Source organism: Enterobacter sp. V89_11 (genome assembly GCF_029967775.1).
Classification (GTDB): Bacteria; Pseudomonadota; Gammaproteobacteria; order Enterobacterales; family Enterobacteriaceae; genus Enterobacter; species Enterobacter ludwigii.
The window spans coordinates 171,153-185,492 of the sequence record NZ_JASCAN010000001.1 but is presented as its reverse complement, the minus strand read 5'-3'; the positions used below and the strand labels follow the sequence as shown (position 1 = coordinate 185,492).

The window sequence follows — 14,340 nt, the reverse complement described above, 5'->3', positions numbered from 1 at the left end:
ATGTGTGGCGGTGTGTTGACCCTTTACGGCAAACATGTATGGTAGTCGTCATCGTAGTCATCCATATTGGTATAACAACTTTAGAGGTGAGGCAATGGAACAGACCTGGCGTTGGTACGGGCCGAACGATCCGGTTTCTCTTGATGATGTGCGTCAGGCTGGCGCAACGGGTGTCGTGACGGCGCTGCATCACATTCCTAATGGTCAGGTATGGCCGATTGAAGAAATCAAAAAGCGTCAGGCGCTGCTGGCGGAAAAAGGCCTGACCTGGTCTGTGGTGGAAAGCATCCCGGTTCATGAAGATATCAAAACCCATTCAGGTGATTACCAGACCTGGATTGCCAACTACCAGCAGAGCATTCGTCACCTGGCGGCCTGCGGTATTGATACTGTTTGCTATAACTTCATGCCCATTCTTGACTGGACGCGCACCGATCTTGAGTACACGTTGCCGGACGGCTCAAAAGCATTACGTTTCGATCAGATTGCCTTTGCCGCATTTGAGCTGCACATCCTGAAACGTCCTGGTGCAGAAGCCGATTACACGGCTGAAGAGCAGCAGCAGGCGCTCGCGTGGTTTAACGCAGCCAGTGACGCCGAGATTGAAAAGCTGACCCGCAATATTATTGCTGGCCTGCCGGGCGCTGAAGAGGGCTATACGCTGGATCAGTTCCGCGCGCGTCTGGCGGAATACGGGAATATCGATAAAAACCAGCTGCGTGAAAACATGGCGTTTTTCCTGCGCGCTATCGTACCGGTAGCGGAAGAAGCGGGCGTACGCCTGGCTGTGCACCCGGACGATCCTCCGCGTCCTATTCTCGGTTTACCGCGTATCGTGTCCACGATTGAAGATATGCAGTGGCTGAAAGAGACCGTGGACAGTATCTATAACGGATTCACCATGTGTACCGGCTCTTACGGCGTGCGTGCGGATAACGATCTGGTGCAGATGATTGAAACCTTCGGCGATCGTATTCACTTCACGCATCTGCGTGCGACCTGTCGTGAGGATAATCCAAAAACCTTCCATGAAGCAGCGCACCTGGGCGGCGATGTGAATATGGTGGCGGTAGTGGATGCGATTCTGGCGGAAGAGGTACGTCGTAAGCACGCGGGTGACGTTCGTCCTATCCCGTTCCGTCCCGATCATGGTCACCAGATGCTGGACGATCTGCGTAAGAAAACGAACCCAGGTTATTCGGCGATTGGTCGTCTGAAAGGCATGGCGGAAGTGCGGGGCGTTGAGCTGGCGCTGAAGATGACGAAATACCCGGAACTGCTGTAACGTCTGTTGCCCGGTGGCGTTGTGCCACCGGGCGAATAGCGCATTAGTCTGCGCGACCCATATAGCGTTTTTCTTCAATATGGATGCGGATTTTCTCGCCCGCGGAGAGGTATTCTGGCACCTGCACCACCAGACCGGTCGTTAGGGTTGCTGGTTTGTTGCGGGCACTTGCGGATGCACCTTTGATGCCCGGAGCCGTTTCCACGATTTCCAGATCCACGGTCTGCGGCAGTTCCAGCGCCAGCAGCACGCCATCCCAGGTCAGAACCTGCATGTCAGGCATCCCGCCTTCAGGAATGAAGAGGAGTTCTTCTTCAATCTGATCTTTGGTGAAGATATACGGGGTGTAATCTTCTTTATCCATGAACACGTATTCGTTGCCATCAATGTAGGAAAAATCAACATAGCGGCGGGTTAGGGTCACGGTATCAACGATATCGTCACCTTTAAAACGTTCTTCGACTTTCAGACCGGTACGCACATCGGCGAAACGCATTTTGTACAGCGTTGCTGCACCACGGGCGCTCGGGGCCTGAATATCGATATCTTTCACAATCAGCAGCTTGCCGTTGTAATTCAGTACCATACCTTTCTTAATTTCGTTCGCTCTTGGCATTGCAGTAATCCTGTTTACGGGTGGTAAAAAATATCGCGCCAAATTACTCGTGCTCGGCCTTTCAGGCAAGCGGAATTCGTGGCTTTTGCTATCAATACACAAAAGGTGTTACTGTGCGCGCAATGCCCGACTGCGCGGGCGTTCTTCAGCGAAAGAGAGCCTGTATGGATTGTCGTCCCGATTGTGGCGCGTGTTGTACCGCACCGTCCATTTCAAGCCCCATTCCTGGCATGCCGGACGGCAAGCCTAATAGTCAATTACTCACAGTATAGAATCGAAGGGGCTGAATCAGGCTATCGGTTAGTGTGATCTGCTGTTAAAGTTATGGGGAATTCAATGGTCGTGTCAGGGGCATTTCTAATGCAATGTCGTAGTGATTGCGGTGCATGTTGCATTGCTCCTTCTATATCAAGTCCGATTCCAGGAATGCCGCAGGGTAAGCCAGCCAATGTCAGGTGTGTTCAGTTATCGGAAGATAACTTATGCAATATCTTCGGATCGACTTTGCGTCCTAGAGTATGCGCTAGCTTGGTGCCGTCTCTCGATATGTGCGCAGCAAACCGTGAAGAAGCTTTGATTTACCTTATCAGACTGGAAGAGGAAACGGCCCCTTGCAGGTAGCATTTTTACAATCAAGTATTCTTCTTTTTTAATTCTTCAAGCTCCCTTCGCAATGCCTCATTTTCTGCCATCACTCTTACAAGCGCCGAAGAAGGTGCTTTTTCTGATTTCGCAGCGCCACGACGTTTCGTTACTAGGGTGAATTCAGAGTCAAATCGAAGATTTATATATCCATATGCTTTATCTGGTTGCGTAAGTTTATAGGTTGTTTTATAGACAGAACTTCTTGTTGTTGAATCTATAAACATTGTGTCGCCGCTGAAAACCATATCCGGTGCTGACAGATAAGCTATCTCTCCTTCACAGACGAAGAGATAGCATAGTGCCGAACGGTTACCTCTCGAGGGGGTGATATGCCATCTGGCAACTCCGATTAGTGTATGAGTAGGAAGTCGTTGTTTTATCTTTCTGACACGGTCTATCTCAGCTTTTTGAAGACCCATACTCTGAGCTATGATGTTAAAAGATCGTTCAAATTTGAAGTGTGAGCTGACGTCTTTGTTACTGATTCTATTGAATTTAACGGTCGCGCCGCGGATAAAATAACTTTCGTTGCGTGTTCTTTTAGGGAAGATTGTAAAGCTAAGTTTCATTACTGAATCCATTGTAATTAGTGATTTCATCATTATTTATCACTGGTTCTGGACAGGTTAACATATACATGTCACAAAATTAGAGACATAAAAAGACATGTTTTTATAAGCTCATGATATTATTGTTTTTATTTTTAATAAAAAAACAAAAAGGATGACATGTTTGTGACTTGTTATTGTGTATGTTTATGATTAATAATGTTTTTTAAACACTCTATAATAATAAGCAACTTCGGCTGTCGCCTCGTTGAAATTATACCTATCAACATTATCTGAGAAGATCACGAGCGGAGCGAGGTCAGGAGTGAGCGTAGCGAACGAGTGACTGGATAGTGTAAGGATCAATCAAATTAGATGTTCATGAGTTAAGTTTACTACTAGTCGCGTAGCGACGAAGTTGTACGAGGCGAAGCCGAAGTACTTTCAAAGGTCTGTAGAAGATCACTTATGAGAGTCACTCACTCGCTATGCTCGTTTCGTGATACTTCGTCGCTACGCGACTCGTAGTTCATTGTAGTGGCACATTGAATTTTTTAATAGCAGCATGAATTCGAGCTGTGGCTCGTAGGGGACTGAGCTGTTTCACTTCATGGAAAACTACAAGTTTTAAGAGTTTGCTAGATCTAAGAGTGAACATAACCTACGGATGGATGTTCCAGTAGCGTTTCACTGTTGCAATACCAAGATCCAAAAGTGATGCTGCTTTAGCTTGGCTCAATCCGTTCTTTTTAGCTTCTTGGACACTCTCACGGGTTCGTGTCGCTATAGGGCGACCCAACTTCTTACCCTCTCGTTTCGCCCGTACCAAACCCTCTTTGGTACGTTCGGTAATACGCGACTTTTCAAACTCTGCAAAAGCTGAAAACATTTGGAGCATCAATTTCCCCTCCGAGCTACTAAGGTTCCGCACTGGAAGATCTAATGAGACAACATCTATACCTTTCATGACTAGCATTTCGATAGTTTGCTGAATGTCTATGTTGTCACGGCCTAGACGATCTAGTTTCAATACCACCAACTGATCACCGCTCTCGAGTTTATGGTTAACCATATTCGCGAAGCCCGTTCTTTGCATTGCATGCATTCCTCCAGAAACTACCTCAGAGACAATCCTGCTATCAAGAACATCAAAACCTGCCTGCCGTATTGCGAGGATCTGATTCTCAGTTGTTTGTTCACTGGTTGAAACACGACAGTATGCAAAAGTGCGTCCCATAACATTCCTCTATTGGTATCAATAAACGGTATCATTATGTCTTAATGGTATCATAAATTCAATATGGTATTTTTATGATACCTTTTGAGAGGGCTGTTCAGCGTATCAACAAATGGTCGATTGCTGATACCAGCCTTAGAGTCATCTACATACTATTGATACTTAGGTTGAACTAGACATGTGGCCCTGATAAAAGCAGTTCTTACAAAGCGATAACCCATAAGTGCACAATGGATTATGAATATGTTTCACACAAGCTGGAGGGGTAGGACAAGGAGGGTATGCTGCGTATAATACTGGGAACTGAACATAGAATCTGAGTAACTAAAAGTGAAAGCTATTGATTTATTTGCCGGCGCAGGGGGATTTTCTCTTGCAGCACATAGAACTGGTATTGATGTTCAGGCTGCAATCGAGCTAGACAAGCTGGCCTCAGAAACCTATTACATGAACTTAGTAGAAAGTAATGAATCTCAAACTCAGGTTTTTTCTCAAGATATCAATGATGTAGACATAGATTCTCTAATGAGATTCCAAGGCATAAAGGCTGGAGAACTAGACCTGATACTAGGAGGTCCTCCTTGCCAAGGATTTTCGACACATCGGATCAATGATGCTGGCAAAGATGATCCGCGAAACGCACTGTTACTTCGTTACTTTGATTTCGTAGAAAAATTCAGGCCGAAGGTTTTTCTTGTTGAAAACGTTCCTGGTCTGCTCTGGCCTCGTCATGCTGAGTATCTGACTCATTTTTTTTCATTAACACACGAACATGGCTATCGGGTCATAGGTGAGAAACCTTTCATACTGAATGCAAGAGATTACGGCGTACCACAAAACAGGAAGCGGGCATTTATACTGGCGGTGAGGGCGGATATAGATGCTAGAGGCTTTGTCTGGCCTCCAAAACCGACCCATACCAAATCTGGTCCACAAGAATGGGTTACATCTTCTTGCGTGTTCGAACGTCCACCTGAGTCGATTTTAATTGAATTCAAAGAACGTTTAGTAGAAAAGTTCAATGTGTCTAGAGAATTGGCAGAAAGCCGTATAAAGCAATTGCGATGGGGTTCACCGATTCTAAAAGATGATCCATGTAATGTTCATATGGAACACTCGGCTGAATTGCAGTTGTTGTTTAAAAATACACCTTTGCTGGGCGATAGAACCGAATCGGGAAGGCAACTTGCCTGCCATCAAAACTATAGTGGTCATTTGGATGTATATGGTCGAATTTATCCACATTTACCTTCGAACACGATAACCACTGGTTGCAACAACCCCTCGAAGGGGAGGTTTGTCCATCCCTGGCTGCATCACGGTATTACGCTAAGACATGCAGCCCGTCTACAAACATTTCCTGATGACTATATTTTTCATGGGGGAACTATGGCAGTTGCTAAACAAATAGGTAATGCAGTTCCAATAAAGTTAGGCGAAGCATTGCTTAAATCTATTATCAAGTTGCTGTCAGCACAGCAGATTGAAGATGATTCAGATGAATGTGGAAATATTGATTTTGATAAGGAATGCATTTGATGACTGATCATGTCACGTTTCAAACTAGAGCAAGGACTATTGACCACTTAGGGCGAGAACAGATCGCCGATTGCCCCACAGCAATTTCAGAATTGTGGAAGAATGCTTATGATGCTTATGCACGTGATGTTGCTCTTCACATATTTGATGGTGAACTCAATGTTTCAGCCATTGTAGACAATGGTCATGGTATGAACCGAAATGAGTTCGAGTCGAAATGGCTTGTCGTTGGTACTGAGTCTAAAACGAATGGATTTAATATCCCTGAAGATGATCGTGATGGCTTGCCGGAACGGCCTAAACAAGGTCAAAAAGGAATTGGGCGTTTATCTTCCGCTGCTATTGGTCCATTGTTACTTTTGATATCTAAAAGAAAAAATAGCGATTATGTAGCAGCCCTTATAGATTGGCGTTTATTCGAAAATCCATTTTTGTTCTTAAGTGATGTCCAAATACCGGTTAGAGATTTTAGCAGCAAGCATGAACTTAGTGAAATCCTTCCTCTCTTGTTTGATCAGATGATGGGGAATGTGTGGGGAAACTCTAATGATCTTGAGCGAACAAAAAGAATTACCGCGGCATGGGATTCATTTAGCCGCCAAGAGGAGGAAGATGGGCTTGACATTACGACTCAAAAGAAAATAGAACAAACCCTTATTCAAGATGTTTTTAGAGAGAAGCATTTTTGTACGTGGCCTGTATGGACTGGCGAGTCTTTGCATGGAACAGCAATGTTTATAGCAGATGTGCAATACGATTTGTACATACAACTTTCAAATACTGCTCTCGACCAAACTGACGATGCAGAGAGAAGTACACGCGAGCGTTTTTTCCAAACACTTTCGAATTTCACTGACCCATTTTCTAGAGATGGCGAACCACTAATTAACGATTTTAACTATAGTGTAACTGGCTGGGTTAACGGTTTGCCAAAAGTAATTATTGGGGAAAATCGCGAATTCGATTTAAGTATTTTAGAAGATATAGAGCATATTATTGAAGGGAATGTTGATAATGAGGGCTATTTCAAAGGGCGAGTAAAAGTTTTTGGAGAGTGGATTGAAGATTATGTAATCAAACCAAAGCAATTATATAAAACTCGAAAAGATAGTGCGTTTGGACCATTTCATATACGTATTGGTGCATTTGAATTAAATATTAATAGCACATCGCTTAATGACTCACAACATGCACATTTCCTTGAACAGTCAGAAAGATATTCTGGATTCAGAGTGTATCGGGATGGTTTGCGAGTAATGCCTTATGGGCGTGCTGATAGTGATTATTTTTCAATAGAAGAGCGTCGATCCAAAAATGCTGGAAGATATTTTTGGTCAGGGCGGCGCATGTTTGGACGTATTGCAATTACGCGTCATGATAACCCTAACTTAAAAGATAAAGCTGGTCGAGAAGGATTTATCGAAAATAGAGCATCTAAGATCTTCCGTGAGATTGTGCAGAAAATATTGATTGATTCTGCTGATAAGCATTTTGGGAGCGGGTCTAAAGGTAGACAGGATGCTTTAGATGATATCAGGGAGAAAAAAAATGTACAAAAAGCTATAGAGGATCGCAACAAGCTTCTGTCCAAAGAAAGAAAAAGAATACGCTCTGCTATAAAAAACAACGCAGATTCATTGCACAACTTGGCAACAACAATTGCTGATTTTAATAAGAACTTGGAAAGCAGAATTAATCTCAATTCCAATGATGATTTGCAAGCTCTAAAGAACGCTGTTGATGAGTTTGCTGAACGGATTCAAGATTTTTCTTTAAGTCCAATACCTACCAATCTAGGCCGGTTAGAGGATGATTATCGTTCTTACAGAAAAGAAGAACTTCAATGCAGAGAAATGATAAAAGGGCTTACATACGTAATCAACCGAGCAATTGAAGAGTCAACCGACAAGAGTGATTACGAGAAAGCTAGCGAGGTTTATCGAAGCAAGCTGGCTAGCATTAATAATGCCATAACAAAATATGCCTCTCGAGGCAAAGAAATGCTTGTGAAGCAACAAAGCGAGTTCGAGGAACTGGTTAAGGTTTGTCGTGAGCAATACAAGGGGGCTATGGAGGATAGCCTTGAAGATCTAAACCTTCAAAAAGTATCGCTTGCATATGTACTTGAGAAGTTGGATACAGAGCATCAAAGGATTGAGATTGAAAATGCGCAGAAACTTTCACCATATATAACTGCCTTAGAACGAATTAATGAGCAGATAGATCTGGAAGGTTTGGCAATACACAGCATGAATGAGTCTGTAAAGTATCAAGAGGAGATTGCTAGACTTCATTCTTTAGCTCAACTTGGCATTACTGTAGAAATCATTGGTCATGAGCTCGATGGGCTTGACCAAGAACTCACACATGCATTAAAAATGATGAGTAATACAGATCTTACTAATGTACAAAGAAAAAGTTTAGATTTGGCACTTACATATCATGGGTCCTTAATAGATAAATTAAAGTTTCTTTCACCACTGAAACTATCTGGTAAGAAAGAAATTCAACGGATTACAGGCCATAGCATAAGCGAGTATATACGTAGCTATTTCTCTCAATATTTTGAAAATGGCGATGTAATCTTTAAATGTACCCCTGAATTCAATGATTTTTCCATTATGGAATTGCAGTCACGTATTTATCCCGTTTTTATAAACTTAATAAATAATTCAATTTATTGGGTGCAAAGGCAAAACAAGGATACTAAAGAAATACTTCTATCTTTCAAGGATGGCGAAGTGGTAGTAAGTGATAACGGCCCCGGAGTAGATGAGGATGATATAGATAGTCTGTTTACACTTTTCTTTACTCGTAAGCAACGAGGGGGGCGAGGAGTTGGCCTTTATCTCTGTAAGCAGAACCTCATGGCTGGTGGGCATAGTATACGTTATGAAACTAGAGATAATTTTAAAACTCTTTGTGGTGCAAATTTCGCTCTTACTTTTAGAGGATTGATAAAATGACTGATATGGCAATAACTTATTCTTCTTTAATAGAAGAGGCATTTATTAACACTATTAGAAATGTCACAGTCATTGATGATGAGTATCCAACACTTTTATCATTAATTGAACGGCAATATGCGAATGCTGGCGAAAATGCAGGTGCAGGTGCAGGTGCAGGTGCAGAAATTGATGTCAATGTGGATAGGTTAAAGAAAATCATTAACATGTGCCACTCCACGTATCAATGGGGGGTTGATGTCTTCAATGGGCATTCTCCTAATATTGGTGTAGACAACAATGTCCCACCGCATATACATCATAGCGATTTAATTATACTAGATTACCATCTTGATGGTGATACTGCTGTTGATGATGGAACCAGAGCGCGAGAGATCATAAAATCGCTTGATCAAAACAATCACTACAATCTGATCTTAGTTCATACAAAAGGCTATGCTGGAGATATAAGAAATGTATTTTCTGAAATACTTTCAAGCCTGATTGTATTAGATTCTGATAGCGGTTTTATCTCATCAGAGGACACGAATACTCGAATGGAGAATTGGCTCTTTGATAATAATGATGGAGCAGATTTTCCATGGATCGACGGTTCGGTTGATTTTCTTTCCATACTAAGAGATTACACTTCAAAAAGTAATGACGAGCTTGCAGATATAAATAATGACCAACATATTATGTATGGTTTTTTAGCGCAGATAAATGACATATCTAGAGCAACAGGTATAGAGGTTGACGAGCTACTCAAATGGAAGTTTTATGATCTACTAAAAGAAGCTGATGTGAAGTTTCAAAAAAAGGTTAGTTCAGACTTGGTATGGGACTGGGATGAAGAAACTAATTTTATAAGCACAGGGAAGACATTCATATCGGTAATAAGAAAAAGCTCAGATGATCCTGCTGAGGAGTTGATAGATTCATTACAAGCGGCTTTAGTTAAAAGAAATGCTTCACCAATGCATCTACTTATGGCTAAAATGCGTTATGAGTTAGATGAAAGAGGTATCGAGCAGGCTTGTAATATAATAAACAACCGACCAGCTCAAGCTGGATGGCTTTTTAATTTATTGGAACAAGCCGACAATGATACAGCTCATGATAAAGCTATTAATCTACATTGGGAGCAGCTAGCGACAGCATCTCGTTTAGAGCTACGAGATTTTTCTAAAAGGCTTATTAAAGCTGCCGGCTGCACTACATCTTTAGAGAATAGGGATTTTGTCAAAGGTTTTTTTAGTGAGTGCATGGCAGATAAAGATAAGACCTTAGGGCTTTTAAACGCATATAGTTGCTCCATGTCAGTAAATAACAATCACTTAAGAACTGGCACAATATTGAAAATTGGAGATGATAAATGGGTTTGTGTTACACCTGCGTGTGATATGGTTCCCGGACAAAGGGTAAAACAGTGGCAATCACGCATAGGAGATACCTATTTAGCCTTTAAAGCTGTTAAATTGGAATCTGTTGCAATTAGGGATGCTAATAAAAATGCGAACCGCAATGACTATCTTTTTTTGAATGAAAGTGGCACTCCCGTAGCATACTCGCTAGGGAAAGATAATATTGTCTGGGATACTTTTTTTGCAACTAAACAAGGCTATTATAAAGATGGACAATCAATTACTCTTTATGCTGCAAGAGAGGAAGAAAAAGAAGATCGTAAGACGTTGGTAATGAAAGACGTAGAGGCTATTGCAATTGCTGAATTACGATATGAATATGCATTAAACATTTTGCATAAATTTGGCGCATCTCAAACTCGAGTGGGACTTGATTTTCAGGATATCAGAAGCATGTGGGCCTGATTTATTCTAATAGATAGAAGTGCTGGCATTACTTTAGCACTTCTGTCTTTAATCGACAGAACTTCCTTTGATGCTGGACCTTGGCAGTATGTAGAATATCGAAGATATTGATGCTTGTGATTACTGATCTGTTGGTGTCATATTAGCATTTTACGTAACCTTTATTTCATGAGCTTTAGGTTGGCAAGGGGGGAAACAAGTCCTTAGAAGATATAAAAATCATAGAGCATCTCTACGATAATATTTTATATTATAAAGAGGGCTTTCATCTGAAAATGTTTTTATTCTTATTGAATCTCTATCTTCGTAATATACTCGCCATTTCGGTATATCTTTAGGTTATCTGGCGGAGATTTAACAACATCACGGATCTCATGCATAACGCCATTCGATATAATATCGCAACTTTCCATATACATAACCTTACGACTATCAATGTCTGGTATGTCAAGGAAGAGGCTACTAACCCACGAATCAGGTATTTCTATTTGATGTATCACTTGCATGTATTCAACGATGAAAGTATCTGTCAGGTAAAATCGTCCAACTTTGTATTTTCCTCTATAGATATTATCTAGTGAAGGGGATAAGTAAGTACTCTTTGATATCGCGCTTAATTCGTTACTTAGCATCTTTGTTTTCAACCCTAAGTTCAATAATGCGCTTGTTGGTCATATCAATTAAGCATTGAGTATCTTGATTGCAATTAGCTTGTTTTTTGATCCATTCTCGTTGTGATGGTAGTAATACTTTACGTTTTTGAGATGGGAGGGCTTTCCATGTGTCATTTAGTCTTTTATCCGTAATACGATATTCTTCTTCAATGTTAACTGGGGTTGTTAGCTCAGTACGATTATTTTTGGAGTATGATTTATTAGCACATGCTCTTTCCCAACCCTGGGATGCTTTTGTAGCTACATCCTCTATAAACATTTCGCGAAGTGTTAATCCTTTGAGTTTTGCTCCTTCCTCCATCATAAGACGATATTCGTAAGGAATAGCCCGCAATTGTTTATCAATGTCGATATTAGGATCATTTGATTCCTTTATATATGCCTTTATTTCATCTTTTGTCGGTGCACCTTGTTGGCACGTTTCGCTTTCATTTCTAAGCATTTTTTTCGTGAGTTTCCGTGGAGATGTAATCGTTTTGGATGAACACTTTTCCCTAATTCTTGTTTTAATACTGACGGATTGTTTATCAATCATTATTCGAGCCATCTCAGGGTTATTTTGATACATAGGCACTGCTAAAGGCCCATTCAGCAGTATGAGCCTTATGTCATCTGAAGACGGCCCTTCACCTACGCAAAGCTTGCTTGTTGGGAGTGCCAGAAGCTGATCTACAGTATCAATGCCTTGGTAGTGGTTACGGCTATCAGAGGCCACAGTAGAAGTAGGTGTAATTAATGCTGCGTATAACACTATGACTTTTATGAGTTTTGTATGGTTCATGTGAGAAGCTTTCCTTGCGTCATCGAATTACAGAGACTTTCCAGAAGGCTTAAAGCGGTGACTTTGAAGCGAAATCTGGCAGTGAAATCATGATTTTATATTGATCTGTAAAATCTATCAATAAATGAAAATTGATCTGTTTAAGCGATCAATTGTTGCGAGGCAAGACTGAAGATTGACTAGTCAATCTTCAGGGAAGCGGTAGAGGAGGCTGTCAAATCTTTTGAGTGAGCTATGTTCGAAATAGTTTGCTTAAGACTTGTTCAGGGCTTCAGTTGAACTGGACTTTTCGGCGACTTCAAATTTATCTATATCTTGCAACGAGTTAATTTCATATATGACACCATTGACGGTTACGGTAGTTTTGCCGCCCCCATTACTCATTACTACTTGTGTTGCAACTGTGTCCTCTGTCTGCTGATGTAGATCATCCTCGAGCTCAGTTATAAATGTAGGATTGAGTTTGCTGGCCTCATGATTTTCCTTGACCTGTAGGGCAAATCCTACGGGATCGATTAGCTCATCAATGAAGGAGTGAAGAACCAGCCCTTGCATCTTGAGTATTTCGTCGTTTTTGATCGTTGCACTATCGACATACGTGGTGCCGGGTGAACGGTTACGGTTAAACTTGATCACTATTCTTTGCTTTTTATCGTCGGCAAATATGACTGAAAAATGACCATATCGATCATTTATGTCATAGCAATCGATGCGCTTGATCGCTTGCTTTACCCTTAAACGGATTCGCTTACGGTCAGGATTTTTCGTATCGTGCACATTGAAATTTTTAAATTGGTCCCATCCAGAGGTTTGGGTTTTTGATCTGCTAACCTTGTACCGTTTGAACTCATTTTCTAGTTGCGCTTTTATCTTTTTATGATCGTTTATCTGCTCTGCTAGGGCATCAATATCATCTGTCAAAATTGCTAATTTAAGCAGCTTCTCAATTCGCTCTGACTCTTTTGCAATCTCTGATTCGTACCAGGCAGTTTTATCTTCTAGATGGTTGGTCCAAACATGATCGGCGATAAGTTGCAAAACTGCATGTTCAAGCTGATATGACGTGAATCCTTTCTTGCCACATGGTTTACCCTGAACAATCTTTGAACCACATATATAACGGTACTTGTTCTTACTTGAACCAGACTTGAACATAAATGAACCACAGTTCCCGCAAAAGAGTATACCGAGTCCTGAAAGTAATGGGATTTCTGGTTCAGGATTTCCTTCTGGATGATTGAATGAACTGCGAGTGACTGCGCGGTGATGGTCTAACTGTGAAAGAGTTAGATAATCAATCTCTGACATCAGGGCAGGGTAGTAGTCTGGGATCGTGTATGTTTCTTTAAGAGGCTCATCTGTATCAGAATCGTAAATGACCGCGCCTGATTCTTCCCGTTTATCCAGAGTAAAGGTTTTTTGTCCATGAACCGTTGGGTTCAAAAATGTTCTAAGTAAGTGCTTACCCCATTTCTCAGTTCTTGGTGGTTGTATGTTGCCTTCTTGGTTTTTATAGACTCTTTTTTTTGGTGCTGGGTAATGTTCGTTAAGATACCGCTGGATCCCCAGCAATGTTTCGCCGCTCTGTTTTAATTCGATTATTTTTTGTGCTGTATTGTAGTAAACAGGGTGAGGCTCAACGTACCCTGATTTGGTATCAACCCACCATACATTTTGTCCGATTGATTCGATTGCTTTTGCTGCTGTTCCCGGTTGCCTTGAAAGGTTATATCTGATCAGAGCACGAGCTTGTGCTTCCACTCGATTTTTCTTAGTCAGTGATTCATCGTGTGCTCGAGTGAACATCAATAGGGAGATGATCAGATCAGTTGGATTATTCTTTACATCTGCATATTTATAAACTTTCTCATCCATTCCGGTTACAACGATAATTCCTTTCTTCAGAAGGCTTTTGAAAATGTCTAAAGCACTCCAGGCATCGTCACGGCTAATGCGGTCAAGGTTTTCTACAACTAACCATGATCCTTTAGGAACCTTTTTTCCTATCTGAGAGATGAATTCTGAAAGCTTACCTTCATAAGCATTTTTACCTTTGAAGGCAGACATGCCGAGATCGTGGTATGCGGTGCTATCCAGCTCAAGATCATAGCGTTCAGCAATCTTTGCAGCAGTATCTTGCTGACGCTCAAGTGAGTTTCCGTCACGTTGCTTAGCTGATGAAAAACGAACATATGAATACAGTTTAGGCTTCATTAATCGTACCTACCTTCGGGCTAGCAA

10 protein-coding genes and 1 pseudogene are annotated in these 14,340 nt (G+C 41.5%); 6 read left to right on the top strand and 5 right to left on the bottom strand.

What is annotated here, in order from left to right:
• The first annotated feature begins 94 nt into the window (after window positions 1–94).
• On the top strand, window positions 95–1,285 hold the full coding sequence (uxuA, locus tag QLG09_RS00785; protein WP_032678583.1) for a mannonate dehydratase: 1,191 nt from the start codon (window positions 95–97) through the stop codon (window positions 1,283–1,285).
• Window positions 1,286–1,328: 43 nt separating this feature from the next.
• On the opposite strand, the gene yeiP is transcribed toward uxuA, so the two are convergent.
• A complete protein-coding gene (gene yeiP / locus QLG09_RS00780; protein WP_008500940.1) occupies window positions 1,329–1,901 on the bottom strand; it encodes an elongation factor P-like protein YeiP in 573 nt (190 codons plus the stop codon).
• Between the two features lie 164 nt (window positions 1,902–2,065).
• Here yeiP and QLG09_RS00775 point away from each other — a divergent pair.
• Both QLG09_RS00775 and QLG09_RS00770 read left to right on the top strand, forming a co-directional pair.
• A pseudogene (locus tag QLG09_RS00775) lies at window positions 2,066–2,149 on the top strand (YkgJ family cysteine cluster protein); the annotation flags it as partial.
• 112 nt (window positions 2,150–2,261) lie between these two features.
• Window positions 2,262–2,522 carry a YkgJ family cysteine cluster protein gene (locus tag QLG09_RS00770; RefSeq protein ID WP_262811227.1) on the top strand — a complete coding sequence of 87 codons (261 nt, stop codon included), beginning with the start codon at window positions 2,262–2,264 and terminating at the stop codon, window positions 2,520–2,522.
• 11 nt (window positions 2,523–2,533) lie between these two features.
• Here the strand turns inward: QLG09_RS00770 and QLG09_RS00765 are convergent, their stop codons facing one another.
• Together QLG09_RS00765 and QLG09_RS00760 are read right to left on the bottom strand one after the other, a co-directional pair.
• Window positions 2,534–3,115 carry a hypothetical protein gene (locus QLG09_RS00765; protein ID WP_282488680.1) on the bottom strand — a complete coding sequence of 194 codons (582 nt, stop codon included), beginning with the start codon at window positions 3,113–3,115 and terminating at the stop codon, window positions 2,534–2,536.
• Between the two features lie 640 nt (window positions 3,116–3,755).
• On the bottom strand, window positions 3,756–4,331 hold the full coding sequence (locus QLG09_RS00760) for a recombinase family protein (protein ID WP_282488679.1): 576 nt from the start codon (window positions 4,329–4,331) through the stop codon (window positions 3,756–3,758).
• Window positions 4,332–4,661: 330 nt separating this feature from the next.
• On the opposite strand from QLG09_RS00760, the gene QLG09_RS00755 reads away from it, so the two are divergent.
• From QLG09_RS00755 to QLG09_RS00745, 3 genes are read left to right on the top strand one after another with little or no spacing between them, the layout of a single operon-like run.
• Window positions 4,662–5,870: a DNA cytosine methyltransferase gene (locus QLG09_RS00755; protein ID WP_282488678.1), complete on the top strand. Its 1,209-nt coding sequence runs from the start codon at window positions 4,662–4,664 to the stop codon at window positions 5,868–5,870.
• Window positions 5,870–8,836 carry an ATP-binding protein gene (locus QLG09_RS00750; protein WP_282488677.1) on the top strand — a complete coding sequence of 989 codons (2,967 nt, stop codon included), beginning with the start codon at window positions 5,870–5,872 and terminating at the stop codon, window positions 8,834–8,836. Before QLG09_RS00755 ends, QLG09_RS00750 begins: the two co-directional genes overlap by 1 nt.
• Window positions 8,833–10,644 carry a response regulator receiver domain gene (locus tag QLG09_RS00745; RefSeq protein WP_282488676.1) on the top strand — a complete coding sequence of 604 codons (1,812 nt, stop codon included), beginning with the start codon at window positions 8,833–8,835 and terminating at the stop codon, window positions 10,642–10,644. The genes QLG09_RS00750 and QLG09_RS00745 overlap by 4 nt, the downstream gene beginning before the upstream one ends.
• A gap of 621 nt (window positions 10,645–11,265) precedes the next feature.
• On the opposite strand, the gene QLG09_RS00740 is transcribed toward QLG09_RS00745, so the two are convergent.
• Both QLG09_RS00740 and QLG09_RS00735 read right to left on the bottom strand, forming a co-directional pair.
• Window positions 11,266–12,099: a lysozyme inhibitor LprI family protein gene (locus tag QLG09_RS00740; protein WP_282488675.1), complete on the bottom strand. Its 834-nt coding sequence runs from the start codon at window positions 12,097–12,099 to the stop codon at window positions 11,266–11,268.
• Between the two features lie 252 nt (window positions 12,100–12,351).
• Window positions 12,352–14,313 carry a recombinase family protein gene (locus tag QLG09_RS00735; protein ID WP_282488674.1) on the bottom strand — a complete coding sequence of 654 codons (1,962 nt, stop codon included), beginning with the start codon at window positions 14,311–14,313 and terminating at the stop codon, window positions 12,352–12,354.
• Between the last annotated feature and the right edge of the window lie 27 nt (window positions 14,314–14,340).